Source organism: Pseudomonas sp. BF-B-26 (assembly GCF_019956495.1).
In the GTDB taxonomy this organism is placed as follows: domain Bacteria; phylum Pseudomonadota; class Gammaproteobacteria; order Pseudomonadales; family Pseudomonadaceae; genus Aquipseudomonas.
The window spans coordinates 42755-62225 of the sequence record NZ_JAHBDP010000062.1 but is presented as its reverse complement, the minus strand read 5'-3'; the positions used below and the strand labels follow the sequence as shown (position 1 = coordinate 62225).

The following is a 19471-nucleotide window of genomic DNA, read 5'->3' as shown; positions in this document are numbered from 1 at the left end:
AGGGCGGTCAGTCATTTGGCATCGACACCCGAAAGCGCGCACTATCGGCCCATAGCCGATGCGTTGGAGGAAGCCATGGCAAAAAAAATCGACCGCATCGCCCAAATGCTCAACTGCCCGGAAAAGGGTCAGGAATTGCGGCGCGCGGTGACTGAGAGTCGTAAGGAGTTTCTGCTGGCGAAGCAGGAAGAGGAAGCGTTTGAGGAAGACGTTCTTGATGATGAGGTGGTCGAGGACGAAGAGGATGATGAATACGACGAGTTTGATTGGACGACAGAATGAAAAAACCGCTTCGGCGGTTTTTTTGTGCATCGTCTATCAGCGGCAGTTGTTCGGGATTACCGAACAACTGAAATTCTTACCAGCATCGCCCGAGGGGCCGGGGAGATTGACCAAAAAAATGCCGACTACCCAAGAAACTACCCAAGAAACGCCCAAGAACTACCCAAGAAATATAGGAACGCCAGCGGGCGCCTAAGTCTGACGCGTGCGCTCAATTCGAACAGTCAAGTTTTCCTTGACGGTTGCATCGGACCCACCAGCAGTTGCCGAGATGTCCTTACCCTTTATAATCGCCTTCAACACGGCCCCTGTCGGTTGATGCGCTCCGGCGCTGATACTGCTCAGGGGTTTTTTATTATCTGGATTTTTCTTTTTGCCATTTGAGGGGCCGCCAGCCCTGGTCATGGCAGTAATCCCCCCTACGACTGGAGCGCCCGCTCAACCCTAGGAGTAAGCCGCAAGGTATCCCTATGAGCTATGCGCGCAAGTTGGCTGAGCTACCCAATTTGTCGCTGGAGGACATCCTGCTCTTGGATCGGGTGCAGAAGCGCAAACCGCTGACCAATGCGCAGTCTCTGCATCTCAAGGCGCAGGGGTTGATTGAAGGACGTAAGCCCAATTTTCATATTTCCGCCCAAGTGGCGCGGCACAGCGACGAATTGGCGCAGTACATCCGTAATCGGGGCATCGACGATACGCATTACAAACGCCTGATTTGCGAGTTGATCCAAAAATCGGGTTCAGCCAAACGTATCGACATCGATAAGTTACTCATAGACAAACTACCCGAGGTTCTAGACCGTCAGCAGAAAGCCAATAAGATCAAAAATCTGCTGCAGGCGCTTAAAATTCAGGGTGTTATCAAGGTCAAGGGTAAGCTGTGGTAAATGTCTAAAGGCTGATTTCTAGACATTGTTAGACATTTATAGACATTCGCGCGCCGTGTTGGGGTTAGCCTGACTCCGACGAAACGCGAGGCACAAGGAAGCCAGCATGGTCCTGTTACGATCACATGCGGTGCAGCTGATCCAGCGCAACATCGAACTGATCCGCTACAAGCTGTTTACAGATGACCTGCTACTTGAGCTGGTCAACGTGGTGTGTGGCGGCCGTACCCATTGCACCTTCGTGATAAGAAGTCAGAAGGTGTAAACCTTATTCAGGACTCGACACCCACAAAAAAGCCCCAGACCCTAAGATCTGAGGCTTTCTCGTTTCTACGTATGGTGCACCAGGCGGGATTCGAACCCACGACCACTGCCTTCGGAGGGCAGTACTCTATCCAGCTGAGCTACTGGTGCAATGCGGGCGCCATGATACTCATATGCACTGCGGGCGTCCATGCTGCTGAATCGCCTGTGGTTTTCCAAAGCGTAACCTGCGGTTGCTACGTTGATCAGAAAAATTAGGCAAATGCGGCGTTTTCGTTCTTTTTTTCGAACAGGCTATTGTCCTTTACCCCCTTTGATCCTAGGATTCGTTTGAGATTTCAAACGCTCTTGTCTGGGTGCTGAACCGCACGAGTTTCAATCAGTGCGCTATTTATGTGCTTCAGCCCGGTGAATGATTTCCCTGACGGCAGCCTATAAGGCGCCTTTCTACAATCATAATTCGCTCCGCGCTTGCCGCGGTGCTGTTAAGGAAAGCCGACATGCAGCTTAAAGACACCCAGTTGTTCCGCCAGCAAGCCTTCATCGATGGCGCTTGGGTTGATGCGGACAATGGTCAGACGATCAAGGTCAACAACCCGGCAACGGGCGAAATTCTGGGCACCGTGCCGAAAATGGGCGCTGCCGAAACCCGCCGTGCAATCGAAGCCGCTGACAAAGCGCTGCCGGCCTGGCGTGCACTGACCGCCAAGGACCGCGCGAACAAGCTGCGTCGCTGGTTCGAACTGATCATCGAGAACCAGGACGACCTGGCTCGCCTGATGACCCTCGAACAAGGCAAGCCATTGGCCGAAGCCAAGGGCGAAATCGTTTACGCCGCTTCCTTTATCGAGTGGTTCGCCGAAGAAGCCAAGCGCATCTACGGTGATGTGATTCCAGGTCACCAGCCAGACAAGCGCCTGATCGTGATCAAGCAGCCAATCGGCGTGACCGCTGCAATCACCCCGTGGAATTTCCCGGCCGCGATGATCACCCGTAAAGCCGGCCCGGCCCTGGCAGCCGGTTGCACCATGGTGCTCAAGCCTGCTTCGCAAACTCCGTTTTCCGCATTCGCGCTGGCTGAACTGGCCCAGCGTGCCGGCATTCCTGCCGGTGTGTTCAGCGTGGTGACTGGCAGTGCCGGCGACATCGGCAGCGAGCTGACCAGTAACCCGATCGTGCGCAAACTGTCCTTCACCGGCTCGACCGAAATCGGTCGCCAGCTGATGGCTGAATGCGCAAAGGACATCAAGAAAGTGTCCCTGGAACTGGGCGGCAACGCGCCGTTCATCGTGTTCGACGACGCGGACCTGGATAAGGCCGTCGAAGGCGCGATCATTTCCAAGTACCGCAACAACGGCCAGACCTGCGTCTGCGCCAACCGTCTGTACATTCAGGATTCGGTCTACGACGCGTTCGCCGAGAAGCTGAAAGTGGCCGTGGCCAAACTCAAGATCGGTAACGGTCTGGATGACGGCACCACCACTGGCCCGCTGATCGACGGAAAAGCCGTGGCCAAGGTTCAAGAGCACATTGCTGACGCGATCAGCAAAGGCGCAACCGTTCTGGCCGGTGGCAAGGTCATGGAAGGCAACTTCTTCGAGCCGACCATCCTGACCAACGTGCCGAAAAACGCAGCCGTGGCCAAGGAAGAAACCTTCGGTCCATTGGCGCCATTGTTCCGCTTCAAAGACGAAGCCGACGTGATCGCGATGTCCAACGACACCGAGTTCGGTCTGGCCTCGTACTTCTATGCTCGCGACCTGGGTCGTGTGTTCCGTGTGGCTGAAGCCCTGGAATACGGCATGGTCGGCGTCAATACCGGGTTGATCTCCAACGAAGTCGCGCCGTTCGGCGGCATCAAGGCGTCGGGCCTGGGCCGTGAAGGCTCCAAGTACGGCATCGAAGATTACCTGGAAATCAAATACCTCTGCCTGGGCATCTAAGCCCGGCAGGGCATTGCTTCAAACGCAAAGGGCACGAGAGCGCTGTCCCTTTGCGTGCTTCGAACGGAATATTCTCTGTGGTCGGGAAAGCTGTGGCAGTCGATCATCGCATGCTGCCGTAGTTGCCTCCCCGCCGCATTTTCCTTGAACCACGCCGCCCGATGAGCGGTGAATGAGGACTTTATGAGCAAGACTAACGCATCCCTGATGAAACGCCGCGAAGCCGCTGTACCACGCGGTGTTGGCCAGATTCACCCGATCTTCGCCGAGTCCGCGAAGAACGCCACCGTGACCGACGTTGAAGGTCGCGAGTTCATCGACTTCGCCGGCGGTATCGCCGTGCTGAACACCGGCCACGTGCACCCGAAAATCATCGCCGCCGTGACCGAGCAGCTGAACAAGCTGACCCACACGTGCTTCCAGGTGCTGGCTTACGAACCGTACGTAGAAGTGTGCGAAAAAATCAACGCCAAGGTGCCGGGTGATTTCGCCAAGAAAACCCTGCTGGTGACCACCGGCTCCGAAGCCGTGGAAAACTCCATCAAGATCGCCCGTGCCGCCACTGGCCGTGCCGGCGTGATCGCGTTCACCGGCGCTTACCACGGCCGCACCATGATGACCCTGGGCCTGACCGGTAAAGTCGTGCCTTACTCGGCCGGCATGGGCCTGATGCCAGGCGGCATCTTCCGCGCGCTGTACCCGAACGAACTGCACGGTGTGAGCATCGACGATTCGATCGCCAGCATCGAACGCATCTTCAAGAACGACGCCGAGCCGCGTGACATCGCTGCAATCATCATCGAGCCGGTTCAGGGTGAAGGCGGTTTCTACGTCGCGCCTAAAGAGTTCATGAAGCGTCTGCGCGCGCTGTGCGACCAGCACGGCATCCTGCTGATCGCTGACGAAGTACAAACCGGCGCTGGTCGTACCGGCACTTTCTTCGCCATGGAACAGATGGGCGTTGCTGCCGACCTGACCACCTTCGCCAAATCCATCGCTGGCGGCTTCCCGTTGGCCGGTGTTTGCGGCAAGGCAGAATACATGGACGCCATTGCTCCAGGCGGCCTGGGCGGCACTTACGCCGGTAGCCCGATTGCTTGCGCCGCGGCCCTGGCCGTGATGGAAGTGTTCGAAGAAGAGCACCTGCTGGACCGCTGCAAAGCTGTCGGCGAGCGTCTGGTCACTGGCCTGAAAGCCATTCAGGCCAAGTACCCGGTGATCGGCGAAGTCCGTGCCCTGGGCGCGATGATCGCGGTCGAACTGTTCGTTGATGGCGACAGCCACAAGCCGAACGCTCCAGCGGTAGCCGCTGTTGTGGCCAAGGCTCGCGACAAGGGTCTGATCCTGCTGTCCTGCGGCACTTACGGCAACGTTCTGCGCGTCCTGGTACCGCTGACTTCGCCGGACGAACAACTGGACAAAGGTCTGGCAATCATCGAAGAGTGCTTCTCCGAGCTGTGATCTCCAAGCTCTGATGAATGTGTGAACTGATCGACAAAAAAACCCGCTTCGGCGGGTTTTTTTGTGTCCCTGGGACCCATCGATGGCAAATGCGCTGTATCGAATGGCCAGCATTGACTAAGGTGCAAGCACTACTTTGGAGTGTGTAAATGACTGCTGTGGTGTTACCCGCTGCGCCGCGTGTGCTAATTGCCGAGGCCGACCCCTGGTCCCGCGACCTGCTCAAGCAGGTTTTGTTGAATGTGCGCTGCGACGCACGGCTGGATCTATGTGCCGATGGTCAGGAAGCGCTGCATCTGTTGGCGGAAAATCCTTACGACCTGGTGATCGTCGACTGGGAGCTGCCCGGCGTCGATGGTTTGAATGTCTTGCGCAATGTCCGTCAGCGCAAACGCAACCCGCCGCTGCCCTTCATTCTGATGAGCAGCCGTAACGACAGCGCCAGCGTTCGCGAAGCTCTGCCGCTGGCGCCTGCGGCGTACCTGACCAAACCCCTTAACATGGAAAGCTTGACCCAGCGCCTGCAGGATTTGCTGTTGAACGCCGGTGAAGAGGTGTCTTGCGAAACGCCTTCACTGTCGCCAGGCATGACGTTGGCGGTTTACCTGGAGCGTCGACGTGAGTTGACCGACGGTGCACCACTGATGACCGACGTACAGTTGGCGGTCAAACGCAGCCTCAATCCCAATGGCCTCGACCTGACGCTGCTGCATGACGAGATCCGTACCGATCCGCAAGTCACCGCTGTGCTGATCGCTGCAGCCAACAGCGCGGCCCAGCACCATGGCGCCGCCGTACAAACCCTGTCACAGGCGCTGCACCGCCTCGGCACCGGGCAAAGCATGAACCTGATTCTGGGGCTGGCCCTCAAGCGCAGTGCCCGACTCAGCGATCCGTTTCTGGCCGATTATGCCGAGCGCTATTGGGAGCTGTCGCTGCGCACTGCCGAGTATGGCCGGACCCTGGCGCGTTTGCTGGATCTGGATCAGGAGCGCTGTTATTGCGCCGGCATGTTGCATCGCCTCGGCGACCTTGCGCTGTTGCGGTGTTTGCAGGAATGGAAGCAGGCCGGGGGCGAGCTGGATGAATGGGAGGAGGTCGGCGAGGCGCTGGCTGAGTTCGGCGCGGCTTATGGTTCGGCGCTTCGCACTCGCTGGCGCCTGCCGCTGGAGCTGCGAGAGCTGATTGCGGCGGTCTATCAGTTCGGTGGCGGGGTTTATTCCCGTGAAGCGCTGGTGATGAACATGGCTGCGCAACTGGCGCGACTGACCGAGCATGAAGGCGTTGAGGACCTGGCGAAGAGCCGGACGGCGCGGTTGCTCAAGATCGGGTTGCCGGAATTGATGCGCTTGCGCAAGAAATAGGCTTCACACAAATCCCCATGTGGGAGCGGGCTTGCTCGCGAAGGCGGGCATCCAGTCGACATTGAGTTGCCTGACCCGACGCCTTCGCGAGCAAGTCGGATCGCCGCACCGCCGCTCCCACATGGGGTCTGTGTTGGACCTGTCAGCCGGAGACGATGCGGTTCTTGCCCTGGTGTTTGGCTTTGTACATTGCCGCATCTGCGCGGGCAAACAGGCTGTCGATGCTTTCGTCCTCGGCGGTGAGGCTGGTCAGGCCCTGGCTGACGGTGATGCCGAATGTCTGGCCGCCATGGCTGAAACTCAATCGCTGAATCTCCCGTTGCAGGCGCTCGGCCACTTGCATAGCCATGTCTGGCGCACAGCCGGGAAACACCGCTGCGAATTCCTCACCGCCCACTCGCCCGAACACATCACCTCGCCGCAACGTCGCGCGACCGCACTCGGCGATTCGTTGCAGCACGTTGTCGCCTTCCTGGTGGCCGTAGGTATCGTTGATGACTTTGAAGTCATCGATGTCCAGCAGCAGAAAAGCCAGCGGCGTGCGTTGGTGCCGTGCCTGTTCGAATTCACGGTGGGCGCATTCGAAGAAGTGTCGGCGGTTGCTGCTCTGGGTCAGCACGTCGGTAGTGGCCAGGCGTTGCAGCTCGGTTTCAATCTGCTTCTTGTCAGTAATGTCTTCGGCAATGCCGACGATGATCACCGGTTGCCCGGGCTCGGCCTGACGGTTGATGAAGCACTTGTCTCTGAGCCAGCGGACCTGGCCGTCGGCGGCAATGATTCGGTATTCGCGGTCTTCATCGGCGCCTTTGACCAGTACTTCGGCCAGGCTGCGTTCGGCATAGTCCAGATCGTCGGGGTAAATGCTGTCGCGCCATTGGTTGTAGTCGGACAGCAACAAGCCTGCGGAGCGGCCGAAAATCCGTTCATACGCGGGGCTGACATAGAGCACCCGACGGGATTCCCAGTCGAAGGCCCAAAGCACCGCGTTGACGCTCACTAGCAGAGCGCTGAACAGCTGTTCTCGTTCGCTCAGGCGCGCCACTTCGCCTTGTGCATGCATCAGCGCCAGCAGGGTTTGCGCGGCCTCGGGCCACTGCGGGAGGGATGAGTCTTGTAGGTTTTTACTGACCATCGACACAAAGTCTCAAAGGGCGTGTGCCGCTCGAGGTTCGAATGCGGCCTGGCGAAGTGTCTTTGAGATAGGGGATTTGGAGCTTAGTTCCCGCCTTATGTGGTGAGGGAGCTTGCTCCCGCCGGGCGGTACTGGCGACGCGTTTTTCAATGAAAGAACGCGTCGTCAGGTTTTGCGACTGCTGCGCAGTCGAGCGGGAGCTAGCGCCCTCGCCACAGTCAGGCTGCGGCGGCGGGGCGCAGGGAGTAGGTTTTCAACTGATCGGCGAAGTCGCGCAGGGATTGAATCCCGCTGGCTTCGGCTTCGTGTACCCAATCCTTGATGGCAGCCAGCATGTCGTGACCATTTGAGCTGGTCTTGACCCAGATCTGCTGCAAGGCCAGGCGTTTCTCGTAAATTACCTTCAGCGCCTGACTGTGCTCGAGCATGGTCTGGATGCGAATGTGGTGTTTGTCATCCAGCAGGCTGGTTTCCCGCGAGAGCAGGCGTTTGGCGCGGTGGAACTGGTGACGGACCGAGTGATCGACCTTTTCCAGCTCTTGTTTGACCAGCGGTGCGATCACCAATTTGCGGTACTGGGCCATGATCTGGAAGCGGTTGTTGAGGATCGCCATGGCGGTGTCCATGTCCAGGTTGCCTTTACCTTCGACCCGATGGGCGATGGGCGCGACCCGCTGAACCTTGGCTAGACGCAGGAAGCTGAAGACCTGGATCCAGGCCCAGCCGAGATCGAATTCCCACTTCTTCACCGACAGTTTTGCCGAATTAGGGTAGGTGTGATGGTTGTTATGCAGTTCTTCGCCGCCGATCAGGATGCCCCACGGCACCAGATTGGTCGCCGCATCGCGGCATTCGAAGTTGCGGTAGCCGACGGCATGGCCCAGGCCATTGACCACGCCGGCGGCCCAGACCGGGATCCACATCATCTGGATCGCCCAGATGGTGATGCCGATGGTGCCGAACAGCAGCAGGTCGATGACGCCCATGATCGCGACGCCCAGCAGCGGAAAACGGCTGTACAGGTTGCGTTCGATCCAGTCTTCGGGGCAGTTCTTGCCGTAGATGCGCAGGGTCTCGGGGTTTTCCGCCTCGGCACGGTACAGCTCGGCGCCTTTGCGCAGAACGGTGGACAGGCCCTTGATGACCGGGCTGTGCGGGTCATCGACGGTTTCGCATTTGGCGTGGTGCTTGCGGTGGATAGCGGTCCATTCGCGGGTGTTCTGTGCCGTGGTCAGCCACAGCCAGAAGCGGAAGAAATGTTTCAGGCCAGCATTGAGCTCAAGCGAGCGATGGGCTGAATAACGATGCAGATAGACCGTGACGCCGATGATCGTCACGTGGGTCATCAGCAGGGTGACTGCCACCAGTGACCAGGGCGACAAGCCGAGAAAACCTTCGTACCACATAGGCTATTGGGCCCTCGATAAAGAAAAAAACAGCCGTTGCATTATCACTGAGCCCACAGATAAAACCAGTCGCCCTTTCAGATAAGAGTGGCCGGATGTTTCTTTAAACTATAATTCCATCCACTTTTAAGGGACATGGACGACCTAATGGCTGCTACCTATCGCGATGCTCTGCGTGCAGCGCTGCTTTATCTTCTGGTTTCTGTCGGTTGGCTGCAGTTCAGTGGCCATTTATTGAACAGTTTCTTCGATAGCTCTGGCGAGCTAATGCGATGGCAACTGATCAACGGTTATGCCTGGGTGGTGTTCAGTGCCGGTTTGATTTTTTTTGCCAGGGCGCGATTGTTCCGTTGCCTGGGGATCGGCGCCAAGTTGCGTGAGCGCACTGAAGACCGTGAGCGCTTGCGTCAGGCGGCGGCGGTATTCGATTGCACCCGTGAAGGGGTGCTGGTCACTGATAACCAGGGCCTGATCGTTCATGTGAACCGGGCCTTCATGCAAATCACCGGCTATCAGAGCGAAGAGGTGCTCGGCCAGCGGCCCAGTCTGTTCAAGTCCGGTCATCACCCGCCGGCTTTCTACCAGGCGATGTTCGCGACACTCAACAGCACCGGCGAGTGGAGCGGGGAAATCTGGAACCGCCGTAAAAGCGGCGAGATCTATCCGCAATGGCAGACCATCCGCGTCATCGACGACGAGAGGGGACGGCGCAGCCATTACGTGGCAGTGTTTTCCGACATAAGCGCAATCAAGAACTCCGAACATGAGCTGACGCACCTGGCTCACTACGATCCGCTGACCGACCTCCCCAACCGCTTGTTGTTCACCGACCGCACCGAGCAGGCCCTGGCTTCGGCGCAGACCCACAAGCGCGGCTGCGCGTTACTGATGATCGATCTTGATCACTTCAAGATGATCAACGACAGCCTCGGGCATAGCATTGGGGACCAGCTGCTCAAGGGCGTGGCCGAGCGTTTGAGCGCGATGGTCGGTCCGGGAATCACCCTGGCGCGCCTTGGCGGTGACGAGTTCGCCGTGCTGGCTGAAAGCTGTCCGCAAATGGTGCACGCGGCGGCGCTGGCTCAGCGGATCATCGATGGCCTCAAAGAGCCGTTCCAGATCGACGGGCATCAGTTGTTCGTCAATATCAGCGTCGGCATCAGCCTGTTCCCCGGCGACGCCTTGAGCGCCGAGCAGCTGTTGCGCAACTCCGACTCGGCGCTGTTCAAGGCTAAGAGTGCCGGCCGCAACGGCTACGCCCTCTATACCGAAGAATTGACCGCCCATGCCCAGCAACGGGTCGAGACGGCATTCGAATTGCGCCGTGCGCTGGAACAGCAGGAGTTGCGGGTTTATTACCAGCCGGTTCACAACCTCAAGACCAGCCGCCTGATCGGCGTTGAGGCATTGGTGCGCTGGGAGCATCCGCAGCGAGGGTTGGTGTCGCCGGCAGAATTCATTCCCATTGCCGAGCGCACTGGTCTGATCGCCGAAATTGATGCCTGGGTGATGCGTCAGGCGTGTGAGCAGATGTGCCAGTGGCAGCAGGCCGGGGTCGTGGTGTCGTTTGTCGCGGTGAATGTTTCTTCTCGGCTGTTCGCCCGCCGTGAGCTGTTTGGGCAGGTGGCGAAGGTGCTGCACGAAACCGGGCTGGACCCTGGCTGTCTGGAGCTGGAAGTCACTGAGAGCGCTGTGATGGATGACCCTGAAGTCGCGCTGGAGCAGATGCACAGGTTGCGTGAATTAGGCGTTCGGCTGGCCATCGATGACTTCGGTACAGGCTATTCGTCGTTGCTGCGCCTCAAGCGAATGCCGGTACAGAAACTCAAGATCGATCAGGGCTTCGTGGCGGGGTTGCCGTGGGATGAGGATGACGCGGCGATTGTGCGGGTGATCATTGCGCTGGCCCAGAGCATGGGGATGCAGGTTCATGCCGAGGGGATCGAGCAGGTCGAGCAGGCGGGTTTCCTGCTCGAACACGGCTGCGATCTGGGGCAGGGGTACTGGTTTGGACGACCGGTGCCGGCCGGGCAGCTGGATTGGTACCGGACTCCACAGATTCTGCAGCACTGATCGTTCCCACGCTCTGCGTGGGAATGCCGCCCGGGACGCTCCGCGTTCCTTCTCAGTCTTCGAACAGCCTTTTGGTTATATTAAAATTCTTAAATAGTCTTTTTAAGAATATCTGCGCTTATCTACTATTGGTCTCACGCCGCAAGCAGTCCCGCCACTGCCAGGCAACCTCTAGTTGAAGGAGCAGCACCATGAGCGCATCCCTACGTAGCGTTGACGGCCAGGACGAAGCAACCATTTTGCGTGAGATCCAGAGCGCCTTGCGCGATCTGCGTTTTGGCGCAGTGGAAATCACCGTGCACAACGCCCAGGTGGTCCAGATCGAACGCAAAGAGAAATTCCGGTTGCAGAACCCAAGCAACAAACCGAGCTGAATCAAAGATCAAAGATCGCAGCCTGCGGCAGCTCCTGGGGGGCTTTGTGTAGGAGCTGCCGAAGGCTGCGATCTTTGACAGGCAACCCTGATTCCAGACCATAAAAAGCCAACACAATCAGAATTCCAGGAGCTTTCACCATGTCGTCGATTCGTCATTTCGCTTTGGCCGCCCTGGCCAGTGCCCTTTTTGCGGGTTCCGCGGTTGCCAAGGATTACGAACTGCTTAACGTGTCGTACGACCCGACTCGCGAGCTGTATCAGGACTACAACGCCGAATTCGTCAAGTTCTGGCAGAAAGACCACGCCGGCGACAGCGTGAAAATCCAGCAATCCCACGGTGGTTCTGGCAAGCAAGGTCGGGCAGTGATCGACGGTCTGCGTGCCGACGTGGTGACCCTGGCCCTGGCCGGTGACATCGATGAAATCGCCAAACTCGGCAAGACCCTGCCGGCGGATTGGCAGAAGCGTCTGCCGCAAGCGAGCACGCCTTACACCTCGACCATCGTGTTTCTGGTGCGCAAGGGCAACCCTAAAGGCATCAAGGACTGGGGCGACCTGACCAAGAACGGCGTGGAAGTCATCACCCCGAACCCGAAAACCTCCGGCGGTGCACGCTGGAACTTCCTCGCGGCGTGGGCCTATGGCCTGAAAGCCAATGGCGGTAACGAAGCGAAAGCCAAGGAATACGTGCAAACCCTGTTCAAACACGTTCCTGTGCTGGACACCGGTGCTCGCGGTTCGACCATTACCTTCGTCAACAACGGTCAGGGCGACGTGTTGCTGGCCTGGGAAAACGAAGCCTTCCTGGCCCTGAAAGAAGACGGTGGCGCTGACAAGTTCGACATTGTCGTGCCTTCGCTGTCGATCCTCGCCGAGCCTCCGGTCGCCGTGGTCGACAAGAATGCCGAGAAAAAGGGCAACACCGAGATCGCCGAAGCGTACCTCAAGCACCTGTACAGCCCGGTCGGCCAGGAAATCGCGGCGAAGAACTTCTATCGTCCACGTGACAAGGATGTTGCCGCCAAATACGCCAAACAGTTCCCGACACTGGACCTGGTGACCATCGACAAGGACTTCGGCGGCTGGAAAGCGGCTCAGCCGAAATTCTTCAACGACGGTGGCGTGTTCGACCAGATTTATCAGGCGCAATAACCTGAAATAGATATGCCAACGGTCAGTTAGGGGGGCAACTTGTGGGAGCGAGCCTGCTCGCGATGACGGCGGTACATTCAACATCAATGTTGGCTGACCAGGCGCTATCGCGAGCAGGCTCGCTCCCACAGGGGTTGCAGTGTTCAGTCCTTGACTGCCAGGCATAAGCCAACGGCCCCGATCTTGTTGTCGGGGCTTAGCGCGTTATCAACCAAGGACTTTTATGTCGCGTCGTATCTCCCCCGTCATACCCGGCTTCGGGCTGACGCTGGGCTACACCTTGGTGTACCTCAGCCTGATTGTGCTCATTCCACTGGCGGCGATGTTCGTGCATGCCGCTCAACTCACCTGGGACCAGTTCTGGGCAATTATCTCGGCGCCACGGGTGCTGGCGGCGTTGAAGCTCAGCTTCGGCACCGCGCTCTATGCCGCGATCATCAACGGCATCATCGGCACGCTGCTGGCCTGGGTGCTGGTGCGCTATACCTTCCCTGGACGCAAAGTCATCGATGCGATGATCGACTTACCCTTCGCATTGCCCACCGCCGTGGCCGGTATCGCGCTGACTGCGCTATACGCGCCCAATGGTTGGGTGGGTCAGTTTGCAGCGGACCTGGGTTTCAAGATCGCGTATACCCCCCTCGGCATCACCCTTGCCCTCACTTTTGTGACACTTCCATTCGTAGTACGTACCGTACAGCCAGTATTGGCCGATATTCCTCGTGAAGTGGAAGAAGCGGCGGCGTGCCTCGGTGCAAAACCGCTACAGGTTTTCCGCCATATTCTGGTGCCCGCGCTGTTGCCAGCCTGGCTGACCGGTTTCGCGTTGGCCTTTGCCCGCGGGGTCGGCGAGTACGGTTCGGTGATTTTCATTGCCGGCAACATGCCGATGAAAACCGAGATCCTGCCGCTGCTGATCATGGTCAAACTCGACCAGTACGATTACACCGGCGCCACGTCCATTGGTGTACTGATGCTGGTGGTTTCCTTCGTCCTGTTGCTGCTGATCAACTTGCTGCAACGACGCATCGAAACCCCATAAGGAGGCGCAGAAATGTCCCAATCGTCTATTGCTGCTGCTTCCTCGAACGCCGCCCGCCGCGGCAGCGCTTCATCGCGGCGAATCCTGATCGGCCTTGGCTGGCTGGTGTTCACCCTGTTCCTGTTGCTGCCCCTGGTGATCGTGGTGTCTCAGGGCCTGAAGCTCGGAATCGGTGCGTTCTTCACCGCGATCTTCGAACCCGACGCTTTGTCGGCCCTGAAACTCACGGTGATCGCCGTGCTGATTTCGGTGCCGCTGAACCTGGTGTTTGGCGTCAGCGCTGCATGGTGCGTGAGCAAGTACTCGTTCCGTGGCAAAAGTATGCTGGTCACGCTGATCGACCTGCCGTTCTCGGTTTCGCCAGTGATCGCCGGTCTGGTCTATGTGTTGATGTTCGGCGCCCAGGGCCTGTTCGGGCCGTGGCTGCAGGATCACGACATCCAGATCGTCTTCGCGTTGCCGGGTATCGTGCTGGCGACGATCTTCGTCACCGTGCCGTTCGTGGCGCGCGAGCTGATCCCGCTGATGCAGGAACAAGGCACGCAGGAAGAAGAGGCCGCGCGCCTGCTCGGGGCCAATGGCTGGCAGATGTTCTGGCACGTCACCGTTCCCAATATCAAATGGGGCCTGATCTATGGCGTGGTGCTGTGTACGGCGCGGGCCATGGGTGAGTTCGGTGCGGTGTCGGTGGTTTCCGGGCACATTCGCGGGGTGACCAACACCCTGCCGCTGCACGTCGAGATCCTCTACAACGAATACAACCACGTGGCCGCGTTCGCTGTGGCGAGCCTGTTGCTGATCCTGGCGCTCTTCATCCTGCTGCTCAAGCAGTGGAGCGAAAACCGTATTAACCGCCTGCGCGCCAGCGCCGCGGAGGAATAAGTCATGTCGATCGAAGTGCGTAACGTCAGCAAGAACTTTCACGCGTTCAAGGCGCTGGACAACATCAGCCTGGACATTCAAAGCGGCGAACTCGTGGCGCTGCTTGGCCCCTCGGGTTGCGGTAAAACCACGCTGCTGCGGATCATCGCCGGTCTGGAAACCCCGGATCAGGGCAACATCGTGTTCCACGGTGAAGACGTCTCCGGCCACGATGTGCGTGATCGCAACGTCGGTTTCGTGTTCCAGCACTACGCGCTGTTCCGCCACATGACTGTGTTCGACAACGTCGCGTTCGGCCTGCGCATGAAGCCGAAAAACCAGCGCCCGAGCGAAAGCCAGATCGCGGTAAAAGTCCACGAGCTGCTGAACATGGTGCAACTGGATTGGCTGTCGGATCGCTACCCGGAACAACTCTCTGGCGGTCAGCGTCAGCGTATTGCCTTGGCTCGTGCCTTGGCGGTGGAACCGAAGGTTCTGCTGCTCGACGAACCCTTCGGCGCCCTCGACGCCAAGGTCCGTAAAGAACTGCGTCGCTGGTTGGCACGCCTGCACGAGGACATCAACCTGACCTCGGTGTTTGTGACCCACGACCAGGAAGAAGCGATGGAAGTCGCCGACCGCATCGTGGTGATGAACAAGGGCGTGATCGAGCAGATCGGCTCACCGGGCGACGTCTACGAAAACCCGGCCAGTGATTTCGTTTATCACTTCCTGGGTGACTCGAACCGGCTGCATCTGGGTGACGACAACCATGTGCTGTTCCGTCCTCACGAAGTGTCGCTGTCGCGTCATGAGCTGGAGGATCACCACGCGGCCGAGGTGCGGGATATTCGCCCGTTGGGCGCGACGACACGGGTGACGCTGAAGGTCGAAGGCCAGAGCGAATTGATCGAAGCTGAAGTGGTGAAAGATCACGACAGCCTGATCGGGTTGGCGAAAGGCGAGACGCTGTTCTTCAAGCCGAAGGTCTGGCAGAAACTCGCCAACCTCTAAAGCAAAAGCTTCGCGAGCAAGCCCGCTCCCACAGTGAATCTGCGTTGAACACACATCTGTGGCCAACTCTAAACCCTGTGGGAGCGGGCTTGCTCGCGAAGGCGTCTTACGCCGCTGCGCCTTTCTGTCGCAAACGCACACCACCCACCCGCGCCTCGATCTGCTCTTTGAGGTCATGCCGCAACCCCAGCAAAAACGCCAGCTCAACCACCACAAACAACGGCCCGACAATCAACCCCGTCACATCATCGACGAACGCCGGTTTGCGCCCTTCGTAGTGATGACCGACAAACTGAATCGCCCAACCCACCACAAACATCCCGATGCCGCTTGCCAGCCAGATCAGCGTGCTTTGCTGCGCAAGAACCTGGCCTGCCCAAATGCACAGGCCGAGCAACACGGTCATCAACACCCCGAGGCGCAATTCCAGGCGCAAGTAAAACCACGCCGACGCCAGCGCAATCAGCACCGCCGGTGAAACCCAGCCTCCGACCCATTGGGGCCGCGAGAGCAACACCGCAACCGCCACCACAATGAGCGGAATACCGATAAAGTGGCTGGCAATATTGCGCGGGTCACGGTGGTAGGCGGCGTATTGACTGAGATGGTCGACGAGGCTTTTCATTGTTGTTCCTCCTGTTGGGTGATGGATCATGCCCCGGGTCCACATTTTGCTCTGTCAGGCAGGCGACAATCTCCAGGAGTTTTCATGGACATGCAGGTTTGGCGTTCGCGGCTGGATAAAGGGCAGTGGTTCAGCCATTTACCTGTTCCTTTACAGGATAGTCTGCTGGCCGCCGCCAGGGTGCGGCGGTTGTCGCCAGGCCAGCGGCTGTTCAAACGCGGCGATCCACCGTGCGGGCTGTACGCGGTGCTCGAAGGTTCGGTGCGCATCGGCGCAGTGAGCGAGCAGGGCAAGGAGGCGCTGTTGAGCCTGGTGGAGTCGCCCCACTGGTTCGGCGAAATCTGTCTGTTTGATGGTCAGCCGCGCACTCATGATGCGTTCGGTCTGGGTCATTGCGTCCTGTTGCACATCCCGCAAACCGTGCTGCTGAGGTTGCTTGATGAGCAACCGGCGTACTGGCGGCAACTGGCGTTGCTGATGAGCCAGAAATTGCGCCTGACCTTCATCAATCTCGAACAGCTGAGCCTGATGCCAACCGCCGCTCGACTGGCTCATCGCTTGCTGATGATCGCCGAGGGTTACGGCGAAATCGACCCGCCGCGACGGGTGTTGCAACTGCCCCAGGAACAATTGGCGTCGATGCTCTCGCTGTCGCGCCAGACCACCAACCAGATTCTCAAGGACTTGCAGGGGCAGGGGATTGTGAATCTCAGGTACGGCGAGATCGAGATTCTGGATGCACAACGGTTGCAAATGTTGGCGATTATCTGAAACCCGGCATTAGGGGTGGGCTTTGGACGTGAAGGCGCCTAGCCTGTGATGACGACAATCGAGGTGTGCCATGCGTGTGCTGTTAGTGGAAGACGAACCCGAGACCGCCAAACTCCTGGCTAAAGGTCTGAACGAGGCAAGCTACTCAGTCGATGTGGCGGTCAACGGTATGGACGGCCGCCGTTTCATCGAGTCTGGCGAATACGAGCTGATCATCCTCGACGTGATGCTGCCCGGGCTCAATGGCTGGCAGTTGCTGCAGCAGATCCGCAAGCTCGGTGACACGCCGGTGCTGTTTCTGACCACCAGGGACGGCATCGAGGATCGCCTGCGCGATCTGGAGTTGCATGAAGATGATTACCTGCTCAAGCCGTTTGCCGTGAGTGAACTGGTGAAGCGGGTGCGCAAGTTATTGCGGCGGGATCGGGGGCGCTGAAGTTTCTGCGATGTCTGGGCTATCGCCTTCGTCGGAACGCCGCCCGGAGCAAGCCCGCTCCCACATGTTGAAATGCATTCCCCTGTGGGAGCGGGCTTGCTCGCGAAGAGGCCGGACGAGGCACCACACCTCTCGGATCCTTTACCGCAACCCATCCCGAAATTGCCCCGGTGTCATCCCGGTCCAGCGCTTGAACGCGCGGCTGAAGCTGCTCGTGTCGGCAAATCCCAGCAGATAGCTGATCTCGCTCAATGAGCATTGCGGATCGCGCAGATGCAGCAGTGCCAGGTTCTCGCGACTCTCGTTGAGCAGCGTATCGAACCGACAACCCTCGTCCGCCAGATGCCGTTGCAGGCTGCGCAAACTCAGGTGCAGGGCTTGGGCGATGTGTTCGGCGCTGGGCTCGCCTTCCGGCAATTGCTCCTCGATGGCGTCACGAACCTTGCGTTCCCAGGTCAGGGGTTTGAGTTGGGCGAGGGTGCGTTTGAGCACGGTTTCGTTGTGCTCGGCCAGTTCCGGGTTGGCGTCGTCCAGGTGGCTGTCGAAATCCAGCAGAGCGAACTCCAATCGATCTTCATCGGCGTTGAAATACACCGGCGAGCGGAACACTTTGTGCCATTGATGCGGGTCCACCGGTTCCGGACGACGCAGGTACACAGCCAGCGGGGCGTAATCGCGGCCCAGGCGATTGCGGCAGGTGCGTACGTAAATCGCCGTGAAGGCGTCGATGGCTTCGAAGGCCGGGGCTGGATTGCCAGGCGGGATTTTCAGGCGGAAACGGTAGCGGTCCTCGGCGCGAGTCAGTTCCAGGTCCAGGGCATCGCTGACCACCTGGTGATAACGCACGATGCGCTCGAACACTTCTCGCAGACTGCCGCTGGCTACCAGCGCATAACCGAGTGCGTGAAACGTGGTGGGGCTGACGAAGCGCGATACCCGCAAACCAATCGCCGGGTCGCCGCTGACTTGCACCGCGATTTCCCACAGGCGCGTGGTACCGGACAACGGGTAACGGGCGTTCGGGTCGTCCATCAGTTGCGGGTCGAGCCCCGCCTGTTGGCACAGGGCGGTGCTGTCGAGGCCCAGCGCATCGAGTTGCTTGCGCAGGGCGCGGGTCCAGCTGGCGAGGGAGGTCGGTTCAGTCATACTGATTGGCGCTTCCGGTCAACGGGTTGGCGTTCACGGCTACCGCTTTGCGAGGGCTCACAAGGCAGGATGCGAACATCAATAACCAGAGGATGGAAGCATGCACGGTACTTCTGCAAGTCCCCAGCGACTGAATGTTGCTCAGCGATCAGCGCATATTCGCCAAGTGGTGCTGGCCAAGGGGGTCGAACTGCGTCAGCGCTACCCGATTCTCAACCATCAGGACGCCTTGGGCGCGGGTATTCTGGCCTTCGCGCTGGTCGGCATGATGGGGTCGGCGACGCTCTACATGACCGGGCACATGGCGTGGTGGGCATGCCTGTTGCTCAACGCATTTTTTGCCTCGTTGACCCACGAGCTGGAACACGATCTGATTCATAGCATGTACTTCCGCAAACAGCGCGTGCCGCACAACCTGATGATGGGACTGGTGTGGCTGGCGCGGCCGAGCACGATCAATCCGTGGATTCGTCGGCATCTGCACCTCAATCACCACAAAGTCTCCGGCACAGAATCCGACATGGAAGAGCGCGCCATTACCAACGGCGAACCCTGGGGTTTTGCGCGGCTTTTGATGGTCGGCGACAACGTGATGTCAGCGTTCATTCGTATGCTGCGGGCCAGGACCTGGGCTCACAAGATCAGCATTATCAAGCGCGCGCTGAAGGTCTACGCGCCGCTGGCGCTGGTGCATTGGGGCGCTTGGTACATGTTCCTGGGCTTCCATGCGGCCAATGGCATCGCTCATCTGCTGGGTACGCCTATCGAATGGTCGGCGACTACTTTGGCGGTGATGCAGGTGATCGATATCGCCGCCGTGGTGATCATCGGCCCGAACGTGTTGCGTACCTTTTGCCTGCATTTCGTCAGCTCGAACATGCACTACTACGGTGACGTGGAGCCGGGCAATGTGATCCAGCAGACCCAGGTGCTGAACCCTTGGTGGATGTGGCCGTTGCAGGCGTTCTGCTTCAACTTCGGCAGCACGCACGGGATTCATCATTTTGTGGTGAAGGAACCGTTTTACATCCGTCAGATGACCGTGTCGGTGGCGCATAAAGTGATGCGCGAGATGGGGGTGCGGTTCAATGATTTCGGGACGTTTGGGCGTGCGAATCGATTTGTGCGCAAGGAAGCAACAGAGGAGCAGGAGGTGCGTGCCGCTCAGGCTTGATCGATGTGTCCGGAAACTCAGCCCGTCATCAATCTGACCCAAAAGGACGATACGTTATGACG

Annotated in this window: 20 protein-coding genes and 1 tRNA gene; 15 read left to right on the top strand and 6 right to left on the bottom strand. The window is 58.8% G+C overall.

Annotated features, from left to right (window positions below; translation table 11 throughout):
* Positions 1-15 precede the first annotated feature (15 nt).
* Positions 16-282, top strand: coding sequence for a hypothetical protein (locus KGB03_RS09735; protein ID WP_223526922.1), 267 nt, complete (start codon positions 16-18; stop codon positions 280-282).
* Between the two features lie 192 nt (positions 283-474).
* On the opposite strand, the gene KGB03_RS09730 is transcribed toward KGB03_RS09735, so the two are convergent.
* On the bottom strand, positions 475-687 hold the full coding sequence (locus KGB03_RS09730) for a hypothetical protein (RefSeq protein WP_223526921.1): 213 nt from the start codon (positions 685-687) through the stop codon (positions 475-477).
* Positions 688-752: 65 nt separating this feature from the next.
* Between KGB03_RS09730 and KGB03_RS09725 the strand changes: the two genes are divergently transcribed.
* Positions 753-1169 (top strand): hypothetical protein, encoded by a 417-nt coding sequence (locus KGB03_RS09725; RefSeq protein WP_223526920.1) that lies wholly within the window; start codon positions 753-755, stop codon positions 1167-1169.
* A 106-nt stretch (positions 1170-1275) separates the two neighbouring features.
* On the top strand, positions 1276-1434 hold the full coding sequence (locus tag KGB03_RS09720; protein WP_223526919.1) for a hypothetical protein: 159 nt from the start codon (positions 1276-1278) through the stop codon (positions 1432-1434).
* A gap of 72 nt (positions 1435-1506) precedes the next feature.
* On the opposite strand, the gene KGB03_RS09715 is transcribed toward KGB03_RS09720, so the two are convergent.
* A tRNA-Arg gene (locus KGB03_RS09715) sits at positions 1507-1583 on the bottom strand.
* Positions 1584-1933: 350 nt separating this feature from the next.
* Here KGB03_RS09715 and gabD point away from each other — a divergent pair.
* The 3 genes from gabD (at position 1934) to KGB03_RS09700 (ending at position 6201) form a co-directional block, all read left to right on the top strand.
* Positions 1934-3376, top strand: a complete 1443-nt coding sequence (gene gabD / locus KGB03_RS09710; protein ID WP_192409782.1) for an NADP-dependent succinate-semialdehyde dehydrogenase — start codon at positions 1934-1936, stop codon at positions 3374-3376.
* A 183-nt stretch (positions 3377-3559) separates the two neighbouring features.
* The gene (gene gabT / locus KGB03_RS09705; RefSeq protein ID WP_033058568.1) at positions 3560-4837 is read left to right on the top strand and encodes a 4-aminobutyrate--2-oxoglutarate transaminase; all 1278 of its coding nucleotides are present in this window, start codon (positions 3560-3562) and stop codon (positions 4835-4837) included.
* A gap of 149 nt (positions 4838-4986) precedes the next feature.
* On the top strand, positions 4987-6201 hold the full coding sequence (locus tag KGB03_RS09700; RefSeq protein WP_223526918.1) for a response regulator: 1215 nt from the start codon (positions 4987-4989) through the stop codon (positions 6199-6201).
* 142 nt (positions 6202-6343) lie between these two features.
* On the opposite strand, the gene KGB03_RS09695 is transcribed toward KGB03_RS09700, so the two are convergent.
* The gene (locus KGB03_RS09695) at positions 6344-7333 is read right to left on the bottom strand and encodes a GGDEF domain-containing protein (RefSeq protein WP_223526917.1); all 990 of its coding nucleotides are present in this window, start codon (positions 7331-7333) and stop codon (positions 6344-6346) included.
* Positions 7334-7551: 218 nt separating this feature from the next.
* Entirely contained in the window at positions 7552-8739 is a 1188-nt protein-coding gene (gene desA, locus KGB03_RS09690; protein WP_218536780.1) for a delta-9 fatty acid desaturase DesA, read from the bottom strand.
* 147 nt (positions 8740-8886) lie between these two features.
* On the opposite strand from desA, the gene dibA reads away from it, so the two are divergent.
* The 6 genes from dibA (at position 8887) to KGB03_RS09660 (ending at position 15257) form a co-directional block, all read left to right on the top strand.
* Positions 8887-10812 carry a phosphodiesterase DibA gene (gene dibA, locus KGB03_RS09685; protein WP_223526916.1) on the top strand — a complete coding sequence of 642 codons (1926 nt, stop codon included), beginning with the start codon at positions 8887-8889 and terminating at the stop codon, positions 10810-10812.
* Positions 10813-11003: 191 nt separating this feature from the next.
* A complete protein-coding gene (gene oscA / locus KGB03_RS09680) occupies positions 11004-11186 on the top strand; it encodes a sulfur starvation response protein OscA (protein ID WP_007945260.1) in 183 nt (60 codons plus the stop codon).
* A gap of 140 nt (positions 11187-11326) precedes the next feature.
* Complete coding sequence (locus tag KGB03_RS09675; protein WP_223526915.1) at positions 11327-12340, top strand: sulfate ABC transporter substrate-binding protein; 1014 nt, start codon at positions 11327-11329, stop codon at positions 12338-12340.
* 223 nt (positions 12341-12563) lie between these two features.
* Complete coding sequence (gene cysT / locus KGB03_RS09670) at positions 12564-13382, top strand: sulfate ABC transporter permease subunit CysT (protein WP_007899634.1); 819 nt, start codon at positions 12564-12566, stop codon at positions 13380-13382.
* A 12-nt stretch (positions 13383-13394) separates the two neighbouring features.
* Positions 13395-14264 carry a sulfate ABC transporter permease subunit CysW gene (gene cysW / locus KGB03_RS09665; RefSeq protein WP_111449511.1) on the top strand — a complete coding sequence of 290 codons (870 nt, stop codon included), beginning with the start codon at positions 13395-13397 and terminating at the stop codon, positions 14262-14264.
* A 3-nt stretch (positions 14265-14267) separates the two neighbouring features.
* Positions 14268-15257, top strand: coding sequence for a sulfate/molybdate ABC transporter ATP-binding protein (locus KGB03_RS09660; RefSeq protein ID WP_102616212.1), 990 nt, complete (start codon positions 14268-14270; stop codon positions 15255-15257).
* A gap of 106 nt (positions 15258-15363) precedes the next feature.
* Here KGB03_RS09660 and KGB03_RS09655 read toward each other — a convergent pair whose 3' ends face one another.
* Entirely contained in the window at positions 15364-15882 is a 519-nt protein-coding gene (locus KGB03_RS09655) for a DUF962 domain-containing protein (protein WP_218536783.1), read from the bottom strand.
* Positions 15883-15966: 84 nt separating this feature from the next.
* On the opposite strand from KGB03_RS09655, the gene KGB03_RS09650 reads away from it, so the two are divergent.
* Both KGB03_RS09650 and KGB03_RS09645 read left to right on the top strand, forming a co-directional pair.
* Positions 15967-16653 carry a Crp/Fnr family transcriptional regulator gene (locus KGB03_RS09650; protein ID WP_223526914.1) on the top strand — a complete coding sequence of 229 codons (687 nt, stop codon included), beginning with the start codon at positions 15967-15969 and terminating at the stop codon, positions 16651-16653.
* Between the two features lie 70 nt (positions 16654-16723).
* Complete coding sequence (locus KGB03_RS09645) at positions 16724-17089, top strand: response regulator (protein ID WP_111449508.1); 366 nt, start codon at positions 16724-16726, stop codon at positions 17087-17089.
* Positions 17090-17230: 141 nt separating this feature from the next.
* On the opposite strand, the gene KGB03_RS09640 is transcribed toward KGB03_RS09645, so the two are convergent.
* Positions 17231-18235 (bottom strand): AraC family transcriptional regulator, encoded by a 1005-nt coding sequence (locus tag KGB03_RS09640; RefSeq protein WP_223526913.1) that lies wholly within the window; start codon positions 18233-18235, stop codon positions 17231-17233.
* Between the two features lie 100 nt (positions 18236-18335).
* Here KGB03_RS09640 and KGB03_RS09635 point away from each other — a divergent pair, with 100 nt between their 5' ends.
* A complete protein-coding gene (locus tag KGB03_RS09635) occupies positions 18336-19409 on the top strand; it encodes a fatty acid desaturase (protein WP_223526912.1) in 1074 nt (357 codons plus the stop codon).
* Positions 19410-19471 lie beyond the last annotated feature (62 nt).